Raw genomic sequence first — 17,921 nt, 5'->3', positions numbered from 1 at the left:
AGTCCGGGCCCGCGGCGAAGTGGTGGTGAAGCTGTCGCCGACGGGAAGGGACCCCATGACAGAGGCAGGCCCATGACGGCCGCCCCGGTGCTCGGCACCGAGCAGTTCACCGACGTCCACGACCGTCATTTCGCCGCGATCTACCGCTACGTGGCCGGACGGCTCGGCGCGCAAGCCGCCGAGGACATCGCCGCCGAGACGTTCCTCGTGGCCTTCGACCGCCGGAAGACGTTCGACCCCACCCGCGGCGACCTGCGTGCCTGGCTGTTCGGCATCGCGACGAACCTGGTGTCGCGGCACCGCCGCAAGGAAGCCCGGCACTACCGCGCGCTGTCGCGGCTCGAGGCTCCCCGGCCCGCCGAGGGCCACGAAAACCGCGTCGTCACGAGCGGGCAGCTGGGAAAAGCGTTGACGCGGCTGACCGCCGGCGAACGCGACGTCCTGCTTCTGGTCGCCCTCGCCGACCTCGGCTACGCGCAGGTCGCCGAGGCACTCGGCATCTCCCCGGGCACGGTCGGCTCCCGGCTGACGCGCGCCCGCAAGAAGCTCACCCCCGTTCTCGCTCCGGAGGCCACCGATGAATGACCTCGAGACCCTGCGCACGGCGCTCCTGCCCGACGAGCCGTCCCAGGACGTCGTCGACCGCAGCCGGCACCGGCTGCAGAACCGGATGCTCGGCCGCCGCCGGCGGATCCGCCCGCTCGCGGTCGGCGCCGGCCTCGTCGCCACCGCGGCGGTCGCCGCCGGCGTCGTGGTGGTGGTGACCCGGCCCGCCGCCCCCGTCGAAACCCCGCCCCAGGCCGTGGCACCGGTCGAGACCGGTCCGGCGGTCCTGCTGGCCGCCGCCAAGGTCGCCGAGCACGCCCAGGTCGGCACCGGGAAGTACTGGCACACGACCACGAAGGTGGGCAAGGCGACCTGGGAGTACTGGACGACCACCGATGGGCAGGAGTGGTACCGCGACGAGAACCACGGCGGCAAACTCAGGCACATGCCCCGCGCCCGGCCCATCCGGATCAACGGCGACGACATCGTCACCCTCAGCACGATCTTGACGCTGCCCCCGGACCCGGCGGCCCTGCGAAACTGGCTCGTGGACGGGCTCACGCGGAGCCACTACCCGGCGGACCAGCTGGACATGGCGGTGCTCGGCTCCCTGATCGACCTGGTCTCCACCGTGCCGTCGCCCCCGGCGGTCCGGGCGGCGGCCTTCCGCGCGATCGCCGCGTACCCGGGCGTGCGCCCGCTGGACGACCGGAGCGTGCGGCTGCCGGGCGGCGGCCGTCTCGTCGTCGACCCGAAGACCGGCCAGGTGGACGGGTCATCGGTGTTCATCGGCCCGGACGGCAAACCGGTCACGAACGGGAACGGCGACACGTTCGCGGTCAGTGGCGAGTGGACGGACGACCTGCCGAAGTGAGCCGTCGGACCGGGGCCGTCAGCTCTTGACGGCCTCGGCCAGCGCCAGCACTCGCCGCGCGTTGTCGACGTGCAGGTTTTCGATCATCCGGCCGTCCACGGTGACCACACCGCTGCCGGCCTTCTCGAAAGCCTCGATGATCCGCCGCGACCGGTCGATCTCCTCCTCGGACGGCGCGAAGATCCGGTTGCACGGCTCGACCTGGCCCGGGTGGATGAGCGTCTTGCCGTCGAAGCCGTACTGACGGCCCTGCTTGCACTCCTCTTCGAACCCGGGAAGGTCCTTCACGTCGTTGTAGACGCCGTCGAGGATCACCTTGCCGGTCGCGCGCGCGGCCAGCAGGCACAGCGACAGCCCGCCGAGCAGCGGGCCGCGGCCCGGGACGAACTCCGCGTGCAGCTCCTTGGCCAGGTCGTTCGTGCCCATCACCAGCACGGTCAGCCGCTCGGAAGCCGCCGCGATCTCCTCCGCGTGCAGCATCGCGACCGGCGTCTCGACCATCGCCCAGATCTTCGTGTGCTCCGGCGCGCCGCCCAGCTCCAGCGCGCGCTCGATGTTGTGCACCTCGGCGGCCGAGTTCACCTTCGGCACGACGACCGCCGCGGGCCCGGCCGAAGCGGCCGCGCGGAGGTCGGCGTCGTGCCATTCGGTGTCGAGGCCGTTGACGCGGATCGTCACTTCGCGGTCGCCGTAGTCCCCGGAGGAAGCAGCCGCGCAGACGCGTTCGCGAGCGGCTTCCTTCGCGTCCGGCGCGACGGCGTCCTCCAGGTCGAGGATCAGCGCGTCCGCCGGGATGGTCTTGGCCTTCTCCAGCGCACGCTCGTTGGCGCCGGGCATGTAGAGAACGGAACGTCTCGGCTTCAGCTCGGTCATCCGAGGGCCTCCTTGGTGGCGGCGTCGTAGGCCGCGGCGAGCTCGGGGTCGTCCGCCGCGAGGGCGTCGGCCAGTTCGGCGACCACGCGGCACTGCTTCACCGACGCGTCGTCCTGCATCTTCCCGTCGATCATCACGGCGCCGGTGCCGTCGCCCATCTCGGCGATCACCTTGCGCGCCCAGGCCACATCGGACGGCGAAGGCGAGAAGACCTTCTTCGCGATGTCGATCTGCACCGGGTGCAGGCTCCACGCCCCGACGCAGCCCAGCAGGAACGCGTTGCGGAACTGGTCCTCGCACGCGACGACGTCGCGGATGTCCCCGAACGGCCCGTAGTACGGCAGGATCCCGTGCATCGCGCAGGCGTCGACCATCCGCGCGACCGTGTAGTGCCAGAGGTCCTGCTGGTAGGTCGTCCGGCCTTCGGTCAGGTCGTCGCCGGTCGGGTCGGTGCGCACGAGGTAGCCGGGGTGGCCGCCGCCGACGCGGGTCGTCTTCATGCGGCGGCTCGCGGCCAGGTCGGCCGGGCCGAGCGAGATCCCCTGCATGCGCGGGCTCGCGCCGGCGATCTCCTCCACGTTGGCCATGCCGCTCGCCGTCTCGAGGATCGCGTGCACCAGCAACGGCTTCGTCAGCCCGGCGCGCGCTTCGAGCTGGGCCAGCAGGCGGTCGACGTAGTGGATGTCCTGCGCGCCCTCGACCTTCGGCACCATGATCACGTCGAGCTTGTCGCCGATCTCGGTGACGAGCGTCACCAGGTCGTCGAGCACCCACGGCGAATCCAGGCTGTTGACCCGGGTCCACAGCTGCGTCTTCCCGAAGTCGTTCGCCTTGGCGATGGCGACGAGCCCGGCGCGCGCGGCCTCCTTGCGGTCGGCGCGCACGGCGTCCTCGAGGTTGCCCAGGAGGACGTCCACCTTCTTCGCGATGTCCGGCACCTTCGCCGCCATCTTCTCGTTGCCCGGGTCGAAGAAGTGGATCATCCGGGACGGCGTCACCGGGATCTCCCGCACGGGGGCGGGCGCGCCCAGGGCGAGCGGGGCGAAGAAGTCCTTCGGGGAGCGCATCGGTCCTCCACGGCGGCGACTAAGTGACTGGTGGGTAACTTTAGTCCGGGGCACGCGACACCGCTGCGGCGTAAGTCACCGCCGTGTGGGTGACGGTAGACATGCGCAGCTCAGCGGCCCGCGTCCACTGTGGATTTTCCCCGGGTTGCGCCGAACGGGCTAGTCGGGCCCGGTAGGCGAATCCTGCCCCCGGTAGTCGGTCGCGGGCGGACGGTAGTGCCACTCACCCCGCGATCACTCGGTTGGCCGCACCGTTCGACCGAAGTCGGATGACCGCCTACCGACCGGTCATCGACCGCTGGGCGCCGCCGATCGCAGCCACTCGCACTACCCGGCGACGCCGCGCCGCCACGCTGTTAGACAGATTGAGTGCCGGTTTTCACCGGTCACGAAGCGGTGCAGGTTAGAAGGAGGCGGACTCGTGGCGGCTACACCTCAGAACACCGAGCGCTCGACGGTCGCCGGTGGCGCGAAGCGCAGCCGGTCGATGCCGAGCCGGGTGGTGCCGCCGATCGAGCTCCCCGCGAGCGTCGACGAACTCGCCCGCACCGCCGCCGCCCAGCTGGGCTGGAACGGCATCGTCCTCCCCGAGACCACCATCCTCGGCCGCAAGGTCTGCGTGGTCGCCAAGCTTCGCACCGACGTGCACGCCGAACGCATCGCGATGGGTGCCGGCCCGGTGGCCGACCGCGCCACCGTCGACACCTGGACCTGGCCGGAGCTGGCCGGAACCGCCCCCGCCCCGGCCGCCGAGATCGTCGGCGTCCTGGCCGTCGCGCGCCACTGGCGCACCGCGATGGCCTCCGCGGTTCCGTTCGCCCGCTACGGCGAGGCCGCGATGGTGCTGCCGTCGCCGGCCGTCCTCACCGAGGACTACGTCGGCAACTGTCTGCCGCGGGCCCGCGCGTACGGCCTCGCCGTCGTGACGGCCGACCCGAACGCGGTCGTCGACCTCGACCTCGAGGGCCGCACCGAGCGCGTCGTGCTGGCCGAGGACCCGGTCTCCCGCTTGGTGAACGAGCTCGTCTACGACCACCTGCTCCGCACGGCCGAGGCCCCCGCTTCCCTCGACTGACGGTCCGGAACGAACAGTAATAGGGTCGGCTCATGCGAGTCGTCATTGCAGGTGGACACGGTCAGATCGCGCTGCGGCTCGAGCGGCTGCTCGCCGCGCGCGGTGACGAAGCGGTCGGCATCATCCGCAACCCCGCCCACGCGGCGGACCTCGAGGCCGCCGGCGCCCAGGCCGTCGTGCTCGATCTGGAGAACTCCGATGTGGACGCCGTCGCCGAGGTCCTGACGGGCGCCGACGCCGCGATCTTCGCGGCCGGCGCCGGCCCGGGCAGCGGCACCGCCCGCAAGGACACTGTGGACAGGGGTGCTGCGGCGCTGTTCGCCGAAGCGGCGGAGCGAGCCGGGGTCCGGCGGCACATCCAGGTCGGCTCGATCGGTGCCGACAACCCGGAGAACCCCGACGTCACCGAGGAATTCCGGCACTACCTGCGCGCCAAGCGCGCGGCGGAGGACGACCTCAAGGCCCGCGACCTCGACTGGACGATCCTCCGGCCCGGGCAGCTGACCGACGATCCCGGCACCGGCCTGGTCCTGCTGGCCGAGCAGACCGGCCGCGGCCCGATCCCGCGCGACGACGTCGCCGCGGTGCTCGTCGGCCTGCTGGACGCGCCGGAGTCCGCGCGGCGCACCCTGACGCTGATCTCTGGTGAGGTCGCGATCGGCGAAGCGATCTCCGCGCTGTGATCAACCAGGCTTCGAGAGAGATCGCCGTCTTCAGCGGCAGCGCGCACCCCGAGCTGGCCGAAGAGATCTGCGCCCAGCTCGGCGTTCCGCTGCGGCCGGCCGAGGTCCGGCGGTTCGCGAACGACTGCCTCGAGGTGCAGCTGCAGGCGAACTGCCGTGAGCGCGACGTCTTCATCATCCAGCCGCTCGTGAAGCCGGTGCAGGAGCACCTCGTCGAGCTGCTGCTGATGCTCGACGCGGCGCGCGGTGCGTCGGCGTCGCGGATCACCGCCGTGATGCCGCACTACTCGTACGCGCGCTCGGACAAGAAGGACGCGCCGCGCATCTCCATCGGCGGCCGCCTGGTCGCCGACCTGCTGACCACGGCCGGTGCGAACCGCGTGCTCGCGATGACCCTGCACTCACCGCAGGTCCATGGCTTCTTCAGCGTCCCGGTCGACCACCTGCACGCGCTGCAGGAGCTGGCCAAGCACTTCCGCCAGTACGACCTCTCGCGCACCACCGTCGTCTCACCCGACCTGGGTAACGCGAAGGAGGCGTCGCACTTCGCGCGGCTCCTCGGCGTCCAGGTCGCGGCCGGCGCGAAGGAGCGCTTCCCGGACGACCGCGTCCAGATCAGCTCGGTGATCGGCGAGATCACCGGCCGCGACGTGATCGTGCTGGACGACGAGATCGCCAAGGGCAGCACGGTGCTGGAACTGCTGGACAAGCTGGCCGAGCTGGAGCCGCGGTCGATCCGGGTGGCGTGCACGCATGGGCTGTTCGCGGCGAAGGCCATCGAGCGCATCGGCAGCCGGCCGGAGGTGCTGGAGATCGTCTGCACCAACACGGTCCCGGTGCCCGAGGAAGAACGCACCGAGAAGCTGAAGATCCTGTCGATCGCGCCGGCCCTGGCCGAGGCGATCCGCCGGATCCACAACGGCGAATCGGTGTCCGCGCTGTTCTAGCCGACGGGCCCGAGAACCCGGTCAAGGTAGGTGTTCGTGAAGACGCCGCTCGGGTCGGTTTCCTTGCGCACACGCAGGAAGTCGTCGAAGTGCGGGTAGCGCGAGCGGAGGACGCCGGCGTCGAGGTCGTGCATCTTGCCCCAGTGCGGGCGGCCGCCGACCGCGCCGGCGATCTTCTCGAACGCGCTGAAGTACTCGCGGTACGGCATGCCGGTGAACTGGTGGATGGCGATGTAGGCGGAGTCGCGGCCCTGCGCCGTCGACAGCCAGATGTCGTCAGCCGCGGCGACGCGGACCTCGACCGGGAACATCACCGGGTCCTTCAGCGTCGGCACTACCGCCCGTAGCTCGGCGAGCACGTCGAGCACTGATTCACGTGGAACAGCGTATTCCGTTTCGGTGAAGCGGACGTTGCGCGCGGTGACGAAGACGCGGTGGGAGAGGTCGCTGTACTCGCGCGCGCTCAGGACGTTCGACGCGAAGCTGCCGAGCGACGGCACGAGCCGCGGCATCAGCCGGCCCGTCCGGCAGAGGCCGCCGAACGCGACGTTCTCCATGATCTGGTAGTCGACGAACTCGCGCACCTTGCTTAGCGGCTCGGCCGTCTCGCACCGGTTGTTGCGCTTGACCAGCGCGTTCTTGCCGTAGGGAAACCAGTAGAACTCGAAGTGCTCGTTCTGGTCGGCGAACTCGTGGAAGCCCTCGAGGACCTGCTCCAGCGGCTCCGGCCGTTCCTGCGCGCGCAGCACGAACGACGGCTCGCACTTGAGCGTCACGGTGGTGATCACGCCGAGCGCGCCGAGCCCGACGCGAGCTGCGGCGAAGAGATCGGGTTTCTCCTCGGCGGAACAGGTGACGACCGAGCCGTCCGCGAGGACGAGCTCGAGCGCGGTGATCTGGGTGGCGATGCCGCCGAGGCGTGCGCCGGTGCCGTGGGTGCCAGTCGAAATCGCGCCGGCGATGGTCTGTGCGTCGATGTCGCCGAGGTTGGTCATGGCCAGCCCGAGCGCGTCGAGCTCGGCGTTGAGCTGCTTGATCGTGGTACCCGAGCGGACGGTGACCTGGCCGGTTTCGAGGTCGGCGCGCTCGATGCCGGTCCAGTGGCGCAGGTCGAGGGCATCGGAGTCGGCGACGGCGATCGCGGTGAAGGAATGTCCGCTGCCCCAGGGGCGCACGGTCCGGCCGGCTGCGGCGATGCCTTCGACTGTCGCCGCGATCTCCGCCGCGCTGCGCGGCTGGTGAACGTGTTGTGGCGAGGCGGACGCCGTGCCCGCCCAGTTGGTCCACCGGGTCATGCGCGCACCCTCCATCGGTCGAGTGCCCGAAACAGTATGTGAACAGTATTCGCGTTTCAAGCCTTCGTGTCGTACTTTAGACCTCGTGACCAGTGCGACGGTGTACGACTTGGCGACCAAGGACCTCGATCCACCCTTGGCCGTGGTCGACTTGGCGGCCTTCGACGCGAACGCCGGCGACCTCCACCGCCGTGCGGGCGGCAAGCCGATCCGCGTCGTCAGCAAGTCGGTCCGCTGCCGGGCGTTGCTGGAACGCGTGCTCGCGATGCCGGGTTTCGAGGGCCTGATGTGCTACTCGCTGGCGGAAGCGATCTGGCACGTCGAGGAAGGCACGACGGATGACATCGTCGTCGCCTACCCGACGGCCGATCACGAAGCCCTCCGCCGCCTGGCCGCATCCGACAAGGCTCGCGCGGCGATCACGATCATGGTCGATTCGCCGGAGCACCTGGACCTGGTGGACGCGGCTCTCGGCCACGGCCACCCGGAGATCCGGGTGTGCCTGGAGCTGGACGCGTCGTGGCGCCCGCTGCCGGGAGTCCACGTCGGCACCCGGCGTTCCCCGATCTTCACGCCGAAGCAGGCGTCGACGTTCGCCCGGCAGGTCGTGGCGCGGCCGGGCTTCCGGCTGGTGGGCGTGATGGCGTACGAGGGTCAGATCGCCGGCCTCGGCGACGCGGCCGGCCGCAGGGTGAACCAGGCGGTGATCGGCTGGATGCAGCGCCGTTCCGCGGCCGAGCTGAACCGCCGCCGCGGCGAAGTGGTCCGAGCGGTCCTCGAAGTGGCGGACCTGGAGTTCGTGAACGGCGGCGGCACGGGAAGCATCGAGTCCACGGGCGCGGACGCGGTGGTCACGGAGATCGCGGCGGGCTCGGGTCTGATCGGCCCCACGCTCTTCGACGGGTACACGCGCTTCAAGCCGCGCGCGGCGGTGCTGTTCGCGCTGCCGGTGGTCCGCCGCCCGACGCGCAAGATCGCCACGCTGTACTCCGGCGGCTACATCGCTTCGGGGCCAACGGGTCCGTCCCGCCAGCCGACGCCGTACCTCCCGACCGGCCTGAAGTTCCTCGGCTTCGAGGGAGCGGGAGAGGTCCAGACCCCGGTGACGGGCCGAGCGGCCCGAACCCTGAGCCTGGGCGACCGGGTCTGGCTGAGGCACGCCAAGGCGGGCGAGCTGGCCGAGCGCTTCACGCACTACCACCTGGTGATGGGCGACCGGGTGGAGCGCACGGTCCCGACGTACCGCGGTGAGCACCAGAACTTCGGCTGACCCAAGGCCGGAACCCCGCCCGGCTCTCGACCGACGTGCCCCTTTAGGTGTCCCGGCAACGCCCGGCGCAGGTCGGTGCCAGCGGTGTCTTGAATGAGTCATTCAGGGCATCCAGCGTCCTGAATGACTCATTCAAGACGTTTGCCTGGGGCGCCACGCCCGCTGACCGGCTCCGGGCAACCAGATCGGTCGACTTCGCCGGATCTGGCACACCGCTCATCGGCCGGGCCCACGCGCGGCCCACCCTCCCCGGGGGAACCCCCGCTTCCAGTCTATCGGTGCACCCTGACGAACCCGGCCGAAACCCGGCAGTTGTCCACAGCTGTGCATACCTGTGGACAACTTCTGTGGACAGCTACGACTGCTCTCCGAACCGAGCCGCCAAGTAGCCCTTCACCACGTACTTCGCCTCGGCGACGATCTTCTCGTCCCCGCTCGGCTCCTTCCGGAAGGCCAGCTTCAGCAGGGCGTCGGCCACCTCGTTGGCGATCCCGATCGCGAACCGCAGGTCTTCCACCGGCCGATCCACCTGGAGGGCGACCAGATCCGTCAGCGAATCGACGAGCACCGCGTTGTTGTCGCGCGTCTCGTCGAGCAGCTGCCGGTCGATGATGTCGCCGAAGTGGACCTTCGAGAATCCCGGGATCGAGCGGTGCATGTCCAGGTAGATGTCGAGGATCGAGTCGACGACGTCCCACCAGTGCTCCGGCCCGAGCTGCTTGAGCCGTTCGTTCACCGCGCCGACGAACCTCTCGAGGTTCCGGGCGGTAAGCGCTTGCACGACCGCGCGCTTGTCCGGGAAGAACTGGTACAGCGAACCGACCGCCACACCCGCTCGTTTGGCGATCAGGGTCGTCGTCAGTGCGTCGTAGCCGAGTTCGTCGATCAGCGCCGCGCTCGCGTCGAGCATCTGCTCGACTCGCTTCGCGCTTCGCTGCTGGACCGGCTGACGGCGCAAGGGGGTGGCTTCTGCCGGCACCTTCGCGGCCTGGATGTCGGACACGGCGCTCCTCCTCGTCTGATCTGGGACTTTATCGTGCCGACGGGCTTCCCCACGGACGAGTGAAGACCTAGTATATGAGAACTTTTCATGTTCACCCGTACGGGTGGCTGAACGAAGGGGTCAGCACCGGTGCAGAACCCGATCTTCCCGCCCGGCTTCCTCTGGGGTGTTTCGACCTCGGCGTTCCAGATCGAGGGCGCCACCAGCGAAGGTGGGCGCGGACCGTCCATCTGGGACACGTTCACCGCGACCGAGGGCAAGATCGCTCGCGGTGAAGAGGCAAAAGTAGCGGCCGACCACTACCACCGCTACCCCGAAGACATCGCCCTGATGGCGGAACTCGGCGTCGGTGCCTACCGGATGTCCATCGCCTGGCCCCGCATCCAGCCCGACGGCAAGGGCGCGCCCAACCCCGAGGGCCTCGGCTTCTACGACAAGCTCATCGACGCCGTCTGCGAGGCCGGGATCGCCCCCGCGGTCACGCTCTACCACTGGGACACCCCGCAGGCGATCGAAGACGACGGCGGCTGGCTCTCCCGCACGACCGCTGAGCGCTTCGCGGAATACGCTCACATCCTCGGAGAACGCTTCGCCGATCGGGTGAAGCTGTGGATTCCGCTCAACGAGCCGATGGTGATGTCCATCTTCGGCTACGCGATCGGCGAGTACGCGCCCGGCCGGACGCTCCTGCTCGACGCCATCCCGACCGCGCACCACCAGAACCTCGCCCACGGCCTCGCCGTCCAGGCCCTCCGCGCGGCGGGCGCGACCGAGGTCGGCACCGCCAACAACCACTCGCCGATCTGGCCGTCCGATGACTCCACTGCCTCTCCCGAGGACGAAGCAGCCGCCAAGTGGCTCGACGCGCTGCTCAACCGGCTGTACGCCGACCCCGTGCTGCTCGGCAGCTATCCCGAGCAGCTCCACGAGCACCTTCCCGCGGGGTTCGCCGACGACCTGCCGACCATCGCCCAGTCGCTCGACTTCTACGGCGTCAACTACTACGAGCCGCAGGGGGTCGCGAAGCCCAGCCCGGGCAACCCGCTGCCCTTCGACCTTCGCCCGGTCGAGGGCTACCCGATGACGACCAACGACTCGCCGATCGTCCCGCACGCCCTGCGTGAGCTGCTGCTCGACTTCCACCGCCGCTACCGGGACAAGCTGCCGCCCATCCAGATCACCGAGAACGGCTGCAGCTTCGACGACGTCGTCGCCGAGGACGGCGGCGTGCACGACCCCGAACGCATCGACTTCCTGCACAGTCACCTCGTCGCGCTGCGCGAGGCGATGGACGCCGGCGTCGATGTCCGGGGTTACTTCTGCTGGTCCCTGATGGACAATTTCGAGTGGTCCAAGGGCTACGCGCCGCGCTTCGGCTTGGTGCACGTCGACTACGAAACCCTGCGGCGCACGCCGAAGGACTCGTTCCACTGGTACCGGAAGCTGGTGCGGGATGAGCAGTGAGACCACTGAGGCGACCGGTTTGCCGGAAGCCCTCGCCGAACCCGTCGTGCGGGTGCGGCCCGGCTGGATGAGCCTGCTGTTCTTCGCGAACATCGCGCTCTGGCTGGGGATCTACGCGCCGATCCAGGTGCTGCTGCCGCAGCAGGCCGAACTGCTCGACCAGGTGAACAAGGAGTTCGTCCTCGGCATGGTGATGGGCGTCGGCGCGATCGTGGCGCTGATCGTCAACCCGGCCGTCGGGCTGCTGTCCGACCGGACGTGCTCGCGCTTCGGCCGCCGTCACCCGTGGACGGTGATCGGCGCCGTCGTCGCGGCCGTCGGCCTGCTGGTGCTGGCCTTCGCCCCGGACGTCGCGCTCCTGATCGTCGGCTGGTGCCTCGTGCAGGCGGGGCTCAACGGCATGCTCGCCACGCTCATGTCCGCCATCGCCGACCGCGTCCCGGTCGGGCAGCGCGCGCAGGTCGGCGGGCTCGTCGGCATCGCGCAGATGCTCGGCACGGTACTGGGTGCGGTCGTGGTCGTCGTGATGCTCGGCATCGCCGGGATCCCGCTGGCGTACGCGGTCTGCGCGGTGATCGTCGTCGTGGGCGCCGCGTTCTTCGTGCTCCGGACGCCGGACGCGCGGCTGCCGGTCGAGTTCCGGCCGTCGTCCCAAGCCGGCGAGGTCCTGCGCAACCTGTGGGTCTCGCCGCGACGGCACCCGGACTTCGCGTGGGCGTGGTCGTGCCACTTCATGATCAACCTCGGCAACGCGTTCGGGACGCTCTACCTGTTGTTCTTCCTCAAGGACGCGGTGCACTACGAGGACCCGGACACGGGCCTGCTCATCATGATGGGGCTGTACGGCGTCGCGCTCGTGATCGGCGCCGTGCTCGCCGGCCACTTCTCGGACAAGTCCGGACGGCGTAAGCCATACGTCCTTGCGGCGTCCGGCGTGATGGCGTTGGCCGCTTTGTTGCTGGTGATCTGGCAGAGCTGGCCGGTCGCGCTGGCGGCGTCCCCGCTGCTCGGGGTCGGATTCGGCGCGTACATGGCTGTCGCGCTGGCGATGCTGACGCAGGTGCTCCCGACGGCGCAGGACCGCGCGAAGGACCTGGGTGTCATCAACATCGCGAACTCGCTGCCGCAGGTGGTCGCTCCGCTGCTGACGCCGCTGGTGCTGGCCTACCTGGGTGGCTATTCCGGGCTCTTCGCCGCTTCGGCCGTCGCGACGCTCTTGGCCGCGGTGCTCGTCTTGCGGGTGAAGGCGGTTCGCTGAGGTTGGAACCGCGGGCCGGTGCCGGTCGGGGGAGGGGAGTGCAACGGCACCGGCCCGCGGAATTCAGGGGCCGCTCACAGGCGGGTCACGTCGAGGCGAACCAATGGTCCAGGCCTCTTCGATGATCAATCTAGCGGGGGATTACCGCCTGGGCTAGGCCTAACGCGTATTTTTTTCGATTAATCGCGGTGGGGACCGGAGTGGGGGCGGCCGAGGACTGGTTCGCGCTGCTCGGGGGTGCGGGCGAAACAGTCCCCGGCCGGGCGAGTGCCGGCGCGGGTCCGATGGGGCGATCGGTCGGCCGCGCTCGCCGGATCAGGAGGTCCGGGTCGCCACCGCGGGAGGTGGCGACGGCCCGGGTCCGTCAGGCCGTGACCGCTCGGCGCGGGTTCACCAGCGCGTGGCGCCCGGTGGTCTCGGCCGCGGAGGGTGCCGGAGCCGGCCGGCCCTGCGCCGGGACCGTGCGACGGCCCTGCAGCCGGCTGTCCGCCGAAGGCTGCTGCTGCGGGGCGAGTCCGCCCGCCACCAGGTGTTCGTGCGCGACCTGCCAGACCGAGCACGGCGCCTTGCAGCGGTGCCACCGGGTCGAGCAAGTGGGGCAGTCGCCGCGCTCGTCGGGCTCGTGCATCTTCAGCATCGCGCGCCACGCCTCCGTCAAGCGGGGGAGTTCGGAGCGTGCGACCGAGACGAGCGACTGGGCGTCAGCGCGGTTCGCCAGGTCGGTCAGCATGTCGAGGCGCTCCCAGACCGCATTGCGGAGGACCTGCCCGAGTACCTGATCCATGATCAGCTCACCGTTACCTTTCCGCCATTTTGGCGGCTTCGTTGAGCGCGGCGCGCAGCTGTCCGAGCTGGCCGGAAGTCAACCGCGCGGTCTCGCCGGGGGGCGAGACCAGTACCACCTGGTTGTCCTCGACGAACACCGTCACCGCGCGCTCGCGGCTGATGAGGTCGCCGCACTGCACGCGCCACACCAGCTGACCGCCCTCGTAGTGCCGGACGTTCGCGGTGCGGGGGTCCACCGCGGCGGCGGGGGTGACCGGGCGGACGGCGGAGATGGGAGAGACGACCGGCCGTACGGCGCGGGTCGCCGTGCCGGCATGTCCCCCTGCGAACGAGTCCACGAACTCCACGCCCTTCTCCGCTCTGTCGTGCCGTCTTCGAGTCCGTCGGGCTTCGAAGATGCCTTCTGCAACATCGCCTTAGTCATGAACACTGCGGTTTTCGTAGCTCTCCGTGATCGCTGCCGGTGTCCGGGCGGTGACGGAGATCTGACAACTACAGTGAGGTGAAACCGGGTGCGATAGAAGGTCGAAATGGCGTCACAGCGGTGACCGGACCGGGTTCCACGGTAAGCGGTCAACGGACTTCGCCCGGACCGATCAGGGCGCCAGTTCGGCTGTTCACACGGTTTCGCAGGTTTGCCTACGCTGTTTCACAGACGCCCGACCGGACAGTGGAGGGGGCGCGATGGACGCCAGTAACGGTGGCAGTGCCGAAGCCCGGCAGAGCCACGCAGTTCCCGCTGACGCGTGGGAGCAGCCGGAGATGAGAGCGGCTCTCGCGTCCCGCGAGATCAGTGGCGTCTACCGGCTCCTGCGCAAGCATGGTGTCTCGCAGCGCCAGATCGCCGCGATGACCGGCCAATCCCAGTCCGAGGTGTCGGAGATCCTCAAGGGTCGCCAGGTCATGGCCTACGACGTCCTCACGCGGATCGCCGACGGCCTGGGTGTCCCCCGTGGATACATGGGCCTCGCCTACGACGAGGCCACGGCGATACGCGTCGTCGGCTCCGCCGACGGCCAGCAGGCTGAGGAGGACGAGTCCGTGAAGCGACGGAGGTTCCTCGCGCACGCCGCCCAGGTCACGATGGGTGCGGCGGTGTTCGGTCCGGAATCCGGCACGTGGTCGGCGGGGCCGGCCAGGACACCGGCGCCCGGGCGCATCGGCATGACCGACGTGCGCCAGGTGGAGGCCGCGACGCGCGCCCTCCGGGCGCTGGACTACCAGTACGGCGGCGGTTTCTGCCGCGACGCCGTCGTCGCGCAGCTGTCCTGGGGACAGCAGATGCTCGAGGCGCACGGCACGGACATCGTCAAGAACCGGCTGTACGTGGCGCTCGCCGACCTCCACTCGCTGGCCGGCTGGACGTCCTTCGACACCGGGCTGATGGACTCCGCCCGCGGCCACTTCGCGAACGCGCTGGACCTGGCCAAGCAGGGCGAGAACCACCCGCTGGTCGCCAACGTGCTCTACCGCATGGGCCGCGTCTACCTGCACCAGGACGCCCCGAACGACGCGCTGAAGCTGTTCCAGCTGGGCCAGATCGCCGCCCAGGAATCCGGCTCCGAGCTGGCGGTCTCCGTGCTCTGCGCGAACGAGGCCTGGGCCTACGCGATGATGGGCAACGAGGAGCAGGCGGTGAAGCTGCTCGGCCGGAGCAAGGACGAGTTCGAGCGCGCCAACCTGGCCGAGGCCGAGTCGTGGGTGAAGTTCTTCACCGAGACCGACGTCTACGCCATGGTCGGCACCGTCCACACGGTCCTCGCGCAGCAGAACTCCGAGCACACGAAGTACGCGATCCCGGCGCTGACCAGGGCCGTCGAGTCCTACGACGACGATATGGCCCGCTCCAAGACGTTCATGCTGAGCGCCCTGGCCACCAACCACCTGCTGGACGGCGACCTCGACCACGGCTCCAAGGTCGGCGGCAAGGCCATCGACTGCGCCGAGGGCATCAAGTCCGAGCGGGTCAAGGACCGCATGCGGCCTCTGCAGGACGAGGCCGAGCGCCGCCGCAACAACGCCGATGCCCGTGACCTCGCCGACCGCCTCAACGCTTTCTACGCCGCATAACGCCGAAGGCGCCGGCGTCTTGGACGGCCGGTTCACCTCCGGCAAGCTGCGTGACGTACTGGCCGAAACCTGCGCGCTGCTGGGTTTCGACCCGGCTGGCGCGCGGCTGCTGAGGTTCACCAACAACGCGGTGTACGCGCTGGTCACCGCGCCTTTCGTGATCCGGATCGTCGGCTCCACCCGGCTCCGGCACCGCGTCGAGACCGTGGTCCGCGTGGCGCGGCACTTCGAGCTCCACGACGTCCCCGCGATCCGGCTGCTCGGCACCGTGGAGCAGCCGTTGCCGGTCGGCGGGCACCTGGTGACCGTGTGGCACCAGGTGCCCAGCATCGGCCGCCCGGCGACGTCCACCGACCTGGCCCGGCTGCTGCGCCAGGTGCACGCCCTGCCCGCGCCCGACGGCCTCGCCGAGTGGGCGCCGTTCGCCGCGGTGCGGGCCCGGGTGTCCGACGCCGAAGAGCTCAACGGCGGCGACCGCGAGTTCCTGCTCGACCGCTGCGCCGAGCTCGAGGCCGCGCTGGCCGAGCTGGAGTTTCCGCTGCCCAGGGGCCTGGTCCACGGCGACGCGTACCCGGGCAACGTCATCCCCGGCCCCGACGGGCCGGTGCTCTGCGACTTCGATTCGTCGTGCGTCGGGTCGCCGGAATGGGACCTGACGCCGCTGGCGGTCGGCCGCGAGCGGTTCGGCGACCCGCCGGTGCGCTACCGGACGTTCGCCGCGGCGTACGGCTTCGACGTCACGTCGTGGCCCGGGTTCGCCGTGCTCCGGGCGATCCGCGAGCTGAAGCTGACGACGAGCGTGCTGCCCATCCTGCGCAGCCGGCCGCAGGTGCGGCCCGAGCTCCACCGCCGGCTGGACGACCTCCGGAACGCCCGGACGGACACGCGGTGGACGCGTTACCGCTGACCGTCATCTGTCACTTCATGTGACCGGCGCCACAATCTGCACGTGCATTCGACGACAGCAAATGACCGTTCGTCGCTTCCGAAATGCGGTCAGCTCTGGGTAGAAAGTTCGGTCCGACCGGTCGCCCCCAATGGTCTACCCCTCATCCCAATGCGCAAGTTGCAGCTACTCGCCGTGACCTAAGACCGGCTCTACCTGCGGGGAAGGGCTTTCAGGACGCGACGACCGGCGCCCGCGTCAGCACCACGGCGAAGCCGAACGCCAATCCCATGACGGTCAGCTCGAGCGTCGCCCACGCGGCGAGCGCCGTCCGGTTGTGCCGGACGATCTGCGGCATCAGCCGCCAGCGGGTGTACGCGCCGAGCAGCGCGATGACGCCGGTGCACAGGAACTTCAGGACGAAGAGCTGCCCGTACGGCGTCGTGAAGATCGCCGCCCAGAAGCCGATGGTCGGGTTGAGCGAGATCTCGACCAGTCCGTTGAACAGCCCGGTCGCCGCGGACAGGACCAGGCAGAGCGTCGCGAGCTTCGAGAACCGGGGCAGCGCGTGCGCCAGCAGCGTCCGGTTCGCGACGAGGAGCACGGTCATCGCGCCGAGGCCGCCGGTCCAGGCGACCGCGCTCATGACGTGCAGCTCCATCGAGATCATCGTGTAGTCGTGGTAGTTCCAGTTCGACGCGTGCCCGGTGACCGGCAGCGGCAGCAGCGCGAACAGGCCGAGCCCGACCCGGACCTCGGCGGGCACCTTCTCGCCGAAGCGCAGGGCCAGCGCGCCGATCCCGGCGTGGACGAGCGCGAGCGCCGCGACGATGACGAGCGCCTTGCCGGCGCCGACGGCCGCGATGTAGTCGCCGATGTCGCCCGGCGAGAGCGTCGACGAGCCGGGCTTGTACTCCGCGGTCTGCAGGATCAGCGCGACGACGGCGGTCGTGGCCCAGACGAGCGCGGCCGCGACCCCGGCCGGCCGGGCCAGCCGCATGATCGGCTCGGTGAGCTTCGGCCGGTCGTAGCCGACGAGCACCGACAGCAGCGCCAGGCCGATGGTCGTGACCGCGGCCAGGTCGAGCAGGACCCGCACGACCGGGATGCCGGCCGAGACCACCGCGCTGGGCTGCACCACGCCGGGGACCGGGGTGGTGGCCATGAGCGCGACGCCGATCAAGGCGCCGAGCAGGCCCGCCGTCGCGACGCACAGCAGCGTCGAATAGCGGGGTTTCGTGGTGGTCTCGGCCTGGGTCATCGCTGCTACTTCTTCTCTTCCACGGACCGGCCCGAGCGCAGGGCCACGGTCAGCCCGATCGCGAGCAGGACGACCGCGCCGGCGATCCAGACCCAGATCGGCACGCCGGTCGAGCCCGATTGCGGCGCCGCGGACGACGAACCTCCCGGCGACTTCGCCGCGTCGACGGTCGCCGGCGTGCCGGTGCCCGCCGCGGTCAGGGTGAAGGTGAGCTCACCGGTCACCGGGTGGCCGTCCGCGGACAGCACGCGGTAGCCGATGGTGTACTTCCCGGCCGGGCCGAGCGGCCGCAGGGGCGCGCTGATGACGTTGTTCACCACGCTGATCGGTCCCTCGGCCCACTGGCCGCCGCCGGGTCCGGTCACCGCGATCTGGTTGACGTCCGCGCCCTGCACGTACTGGTCGAACGTCAAGCTGACCTTCTGCGGACCGGCGGCGACGGACGAACCGTTCGCCGGGTCCGAAGAGGCATCATCGGCCTGATCGGCGCGGCCGTCTCCAACTACGGCGACGCGCTGTTCCGGCCGCTGTTCTCCACCACGCTCGCGGTGTACGTCGGCTGC

18 protein-coding genes are annotated in these 17,921 nt (G+C 70.1%); 10 read left to right on the top strand and 8 right to left on the bottom strand.

The features are described 5' to 3' along the window. Positions 1-72: 72 nt before the first annotated feature. Both AB0M59_RS21535 and AB0M59_RS21530 read left to right on the top strand, forming a co-directional pair. Positions 73-585 (top strand): sigma-70 family RNA polymerase sigma factor, encoded by a 513-nt coding sequence (locus AB0M59_RS21535; protein WP_364617528.1) that lies wholly within the window; start codon positions 73-75, stop codon positions 583-585. Continuing rightward, positions 578-1,420 carry a CU044_5270 family protein gene (locus AB0M59_RS21530; RefSeq protein WP_364617526.1) on the top strand — a complete coding sequence of 281 codons (843 nt, stop codon included), beginning with the start codon at positions 578-580 and terminating at the stop codon, positions 1,418-1,420. The genes AB0M59_RS21535 and AB0M59_RS21530 overlap by 8 nt, the downstream gene beginning before the upstream one ends. 18 nt (positions 1,421-1,438) lie before the next feature. Here AB0M59_RS21530 and AB0M59_RS21525 read toward each other — a convergent pair whose 3' ends face one another. Together AB0M59_RS21525 and AB0M59_RS21520 are read right to left on the bottom strand one after the other, a co-directional pair. Beyond that, entirely contained in the window at positions 1,439-2,293 is an 855-nt protein-coding gene (locus AB0M59_RS21525; protein ID WP_364617524.1) for a CoA ester lyase, read from the bottom strand. Further along, positions 2,290-3,360, bottom strand: a complete 1,071-nt coding sequence (locus AB0M59_RS21520; protein ID WP_364617522.1) for a CoA ester lyase — start codon at positions 3,358-3,360, stop codon at positions 2,290-2,292. The genes AB0M59_RS21525 and AB0M59_RS21520 overlap by 4 nt, the downstream gene beginning before the upstream one ends. A 421-nt stretch (positions 3,361-3,781) precedes the next feature. On the opposite strand from AB0M59_RS21520, the gene AB0M59_RS21515 reads away from it, so the two are divergent. The 3 genes from AB0M59_RS21515 to AB0M59_RS21505 are packed head-to-tail and all read left to right on the top strand — an operon-like array spanning position 3,782 to position 6,065. Continuing rightward, positions 3,782-4,435 (top strand): hypothetical protein, encoded by a 654-nt coding sequence (locus tag AB0M59_RS21515; RefSeq protein ID WP_364617520.1) that lies wholly within the window; start codon positions 3,782-3,784, stop codon positions 4,433-4,435. 32 nt (positions 4,436-4,467) lie between these two features. Further along, positions 4,468-5,118 (top strand): NAD(P)H-binding protein, encoded by a 651-nt coding sequence (locus AB0M59_RS21510; RefSeq protein WP_364617518.1) that lies wholly within the window; start codon positions 4,468-4,470, stop codon positions 5,116-5,118. Continuing rightward, on the top strand, positions 5,115-6,065 hold the full coding sequence (locus AB0M59_RS21505) for a ribose-phosphate pyrophosphokinase (protein WP_364617516.1): 951 nt from the start codon (positions 5,115-5,117) through the stop codon (positions 6,063-6,065). The genes AB0M59_RS21510 and AB0M59_RS21505 overlap by 4 nt, the downstream gene beginning before the upstream one ends. Here the strand turns inward: AB0M59_RS21505 and AB0M59_RS21500 are convergent. Beyond that, the gene (locus AB0M59_RS21500) at positions 6,062-7,360 is read right to left on the bottom strand and encodes a D-arabinono-1,4-lactone oxidase (protein WP_364617514.1); all 1,299 of its coding nucleotides are present in this window, start codon (positions 7,358-7,360) and stop codon (positions 6,062-6,064) included. The two genes, AB0M59_RS21505 and AB0M59_RS21500, sit on opposite strands and share 4 nt — an antisense overlap. Before the next feature lie 85 nt (positions 7,361-7,445). Here AB0M59_RS21500 and AB0M59_RS21495 point away from each other — a divergent pair, with 85 nt between their 5' ends. After that, a complete protein-coding gene (locus tag AB0M59_RS21495; protein WP_364617512.1) occupies positions 7,446-8,630 on the top strand; it encodes an amino acid deaminase/aldolase in 1,185 nt (394 codons plus the stop codon). A 355-nt stretch (positions 8,631-8,985) separates the two neighbouring features. Here AB0M59_RS21495 and AB0M59_RS21490 read toward each other — a convergent pair whose 3' ends face one another. Further along, positions 8,986-9,633, bottom strand: coding sequence for a TetR family transcriptional regulator (locus AB0M59_RS21490; protein ID WP_364617510.1), 648 nt, complete (start codon positions 9,631-9,633; stop codon positions 8,986-8,988). 129 nt (positions 9,634-9,762) lie between these two features. On the opposite strand from AB0M59_RS21490, the gene AB0M59_RS21485 reads away from it, so the two are divergent. Then, positions 9,763-11,097 (top strand): GH1 family beta-glucosidase, encoded by a 1,335-nt coding sequence (locus AB0M59_RS21485; RefSeq protein WP_364617508.1) that lies wholly within the window; start codon positions 9,763-9,765, stop codon positions 11,095-11,097. After that, positions 11,087-12,355 carry an MFS transporter gene (locus AB0M59_RS21480; protein WP_364617506.1) on the top strand — a complete coding sequence of 423 codons (1,269 nt, stop codon included), beginning with the start codon at positions 11,087-11,089 and terminating at the stop codon, positions 12,353-12,355. The genes AB0M59_RS21485 and AB0M59_RS21480 overlap by 11 nt, the downstream gene beginning before the upstream one ends. A gap of 364 nt (positions 12,356-12,719) precedes the next feature. On the opposite strand, the gene AB0M59_RS21475 is transcribed toward AB0M59_RS21480, so the two are convergent. Both AB0M59_RS21475 and AB0M59_RS21470 read right to left on the bottom strand, forming a co-directional pair. Next, positions 12,720-13,139, bottom strand: a complete 420-nt coding sequence (locus tag AB0M59_RS21475) for a hypothetical protein (protein WP_364617504.1) — start codon at positions 13,137-13,139, stop codon at positions 12,720-12,722. A gap of 13 nt (positions 13,140-13,152) precedes the next feature. Continuing rightward, complete coding sequence (locus AB0M59_RS21470; RefSeq protein ID WP_364518366.1) at positions 13,153-13,488, bottom strand: hypothetical protein; 336 nt, start codon at positions 13,486-13,488, stop codon at positions 13,153-13,155. A 337-nt stretch (positions 13,489-13,825) separates the two neighbouring features. On the opposite strand from AB0M59_RS21470, the gene AB0M59_RS21465 reads away from it, so the two are divergent. Both AB0M59_RS21465 and AB0M59_RS21460 read left to right on the top strand, forming a co-directional pair. Continuing rightward, on the top strand, positions 13,826-15,211 hold the full coding sequence (locus AB0M59_RS21465) for a helix-turn-helix transcriptional regulator (RefSeq protein ID WP_364617502.1): 1,386 nt from the start codon (positions 13,826-13,828) through the stop codon (positions 15,209-15,211). A 19-nt stretch (positions 15,212-15,230) separates the two neighbouring features. Beyond that, a complete protein-coding gene (locus AB0M59_RS21460) occupies positions 15,231-16,118 on the top strand; it encodes an aminoglycoside phosphotransferase family protein (protein ID WP_364617500.1) in 888 nt (295 codons plus the stop codon). A 211-nt stretch (positions 16,119-16,329) separates the two neighbouring features. Here the strand turns inward: AB0M59_RS21460 and AB0M59_RS21455 are convergent, their stop codons facing one another. Both AB0M59_RS21455 and AB0M59_RS21450 read right to left on the bottom strand, forming a co-directional pair. Continuing rightward, positions 16,330-17,358 (bottom strand): CopD family protein, encoded by a 1,029-nt coding sequence (locus AB0M59_RS21455; protein ID WP_364617498.1) that lies wholly within the window; start codon positions 17,356-17,358, stop codon positions 16,330-16,332. Between the two features lie 5 nt (positions 17,359-17,363). Beyond that, positions 17,364-17,921, bottom strand: a 558-nt coding sequence (locus tag AB0M59_RS21450) for a copper resistance CopC family protein (RefSeq protein WP_364617496.1), incomplete at its 5' end; no start/stop codon positions are given.

The organism is Amycolatopsis sp. NPDC051371 (genome assembly GCF_040682155.1).
Classification (GTDB): Bacteria; Actinomycetota; Actinomycetes; order Mycobacteriales; family Pseudonocardiaceae; genus Amycolatopsis.
The sequence above is the reverse complement of the archived record's forward strand: the minus strand, read 5'-3'. Positions and strand labels throughout refer to the sequence as shown.

Excerpts from the sequence above, each read along its gene's own strand:
- AB0M59_RS21530 (WP_364617526.1), top strand. The coding sequence starts at position 578 with ATGAATGACCTCGAGACCCTGCGCACGGCGCTCCTGCCCGACGAGCCG.
- AB0M59_RS21510 (WP_364617518.1), top strand. The coding sequence starts at position 4,468 with ATGCGAGTCGTCATTGCAGGTGGACACGGTCAGATCGCGCTGCGGCTC.
- AB0M59_RS21500 (WP_364617514.1), bottom strand. The coding sequence starts at position 7,360 with ATGACCCGGTGGACCAACTGGGCGGGCACGGCGTCCGCCTCGCCACAA.
- AB0M59_RS21520 (WP_364617522.1), bottom strand. The coding sequence starts at position 3,360 with ATGCGCTCCCCGAAGGACTTCTTCGCCCCGCTCGCCCTGGGCGCGCCC.
- AB0M59_RS21480 (WP_364617506.1), top strand. The coding sequence starts at position 11,087 with ATGAGCAGTGAGACCACTGAGGCGACCGGTTTGCCGGAAGCCCTCGCC.
- AB0M59_RS21535 (WP_364617528.1), top strand. The coding sequence starts at position 73 with ATGACGGCCGCCCCGGTGCTCGGCACCGAGCAGTTCACCGACGTCCAC.
- AB0M59_RS21525 (WP_364617524.1), bottom strand. The coding sequence starts at position 2,293 with ATGACCGAGCTGAAGCCGAGACGTTCCGTTCTCTACATGCCCGGCGCC.
- AB0M59_RS21475 (WP_364617504.1), bottom strand. The coding sequence starts at position 13,139 with ATGGATCAGGTACTCGGGCAGGTCCTCCGCAATGCGGTCTGGGAGCGC.
- AB0M59_RS21455 (WP_364617498.1), bottom strand. The coding sequence starts at position 17,358 with ATGACCCAGGCCGAGACCACCACGAAACCCCGCTATTCGACGCTGCTG.
- AB0M59_RS21465 (WP_364617502.1), top strand. The coding sequence starts at position 13,826 with ATGGACGCCAGTAACGGTGGCAGTGCCGAAGCCCGGCAGAGCCACGCA.